The organism is Campylobacter concisus, assembly GCF_002092855.1.
Taxonomy (GTDB): Bacteria; Campylobacterota; Campylobacteria; order Campylobacterales; family Campylobacteraceae; genus Campylobacter_A; species Campylobacter_A concisus_AI.
In genome coordinates, this window is record NZ_LVLC01000029.1 from 1 (window position 1) to 1575 (window position 1575).

A 1575-nucleotide genomic window follows, 5' to 3' on the forward strand; every position below is an offset into this window, starting at 1 on the left:
AGCATTTACTTCATCATAAATTTCAGCATATTCAGGCTTTGTTAGTTTGCCTTTGCTATCTACTCTACCTATTGCATCTTCAGGGATATCTATCATAGTGCATTTTAGATTACTTCTTTTTACTAGATAGATATATCTATCTCTTTTATCTTTTAAGCTTTCATAGTAAGCTTTTTCTGATTTAGTCCAAGGTGATAGTTTGGTTGAGCTTGGTTTATAGCTAATATCTAGCCAAGGTTTAAATGATAGATAGTCTGTTTGACCTAAAGAGTTTGGTTTAGGGTTATAGTATAGTGGTTTATAGTTTTTATATGGAGATGAGTCTAGGATGGAGCGAGCTTGAATAACTAACTCAGAAGCTTCTTTGTTTGCGATCCTGTTTTTAGCATCTATTTTACTATCTGGCTTTGCTACTATTAAATTTGTATTTTTATCAAGCCAGACCTCCTTTTCATTCGGAGCTATTACTATATATGTATTATTGTTATCCATTAAATTTCCTTTATTCATTCTTTTACTTACTACTATTAGTGATATAGCTATTACTAAGATAGCTAAAGCTGTAAATATAATCTTTTTCATCTTTTATCCTATGTAAAGACCATCTTCCATAACTATGGTGGTGGCTAGACGACCGATTAGACGAGGAGGGATTGTACGATCACTATCGGTATTCGCCTTTTTACACCCCACATACACGCCCTTAATGTTATTATTTCCTATGGTATCTAATGCTTTTATTAGATCTCTTGAGAGATTAAAGTGGTTGTTTTCATCGCTGGTGTTAAAGATTCCTTTTTTAAATAAATTTATGATTTTTACTACTTCTTGATAAGAGTCTATTGCGTATTTTGGTTTACCTACTACTAAGTTAGCAAGTGAATTTTGCTTATACACATCATAAATTTCTTTCTCCTCTTTCACATCCAAATTTAATCCTCTTATCTCTACATCAGAGTTAATATATCTACTTCTTGCATAATTAAAGTAGTTTGCATCTATCTCATTACCAGCTCCTCTTAGTTCATCTAAACATAGATAAGCACTAAGGTTATTTAGTGCTAGCTTTGAAGCAAGGTTATGTGAGAGTTTGCTTTGTTTATTGTTTATATCATAGTAGATAAATGAGTTATACTCTAATCCTCCACTACTTATATTAGCTCCTAGAAATAGTCTATTTAAATTTAGACTTATATAGTTTTGATAGATCATCACTGGATAGTAGCAATAGCTATTTGTACTATTTTTATCATAAGCTTCTTTTATAGACATAGGTTTATATGAGATATTATTTAGTGCGTAAGCTTCATTAAATTTATATGTGTATCTTGTGTGCATTATTTCGTTGTAGTTCTCTTCTAGTTTTTCATAGGATGTTTTATAAAGTTCTACCATACCTTTAAGAAAAGCTACTCCTACATCTTTGCCTAGTGATTTGCCATATCCTTTTAGCATATTTCTCATAGATTCGACATCTTTTGGGTTAAACATATAAGTTTGTTTCATAAAAGCAAAGCTTCTCATGCTATTCCAGATAATACTTATGTTATAGCGACCTATTAGGAGACGAAGTTT

General features: G+C 31.2%; 1 protein-coding gene and 1 pseudogene. Both read right to left on the bottom strand.

Features of this window, described 5'->3' with window-relative positions; genetic code table 11:
- Positions 1-582, bottom strand: a pseudogene (locus tag A3223_RS07525) (thioredoxin reductase); the annotation flags it as partial.
- Positions 583-585: 3 nt separating this feature from the next.
- The coding region (locus A3223_RS07530; RefSeq protein ID WP_219336704.1) for a hypothetical protein at positions 586-1575 on the bottom strand (990 nt) is incomplete at its 5' end.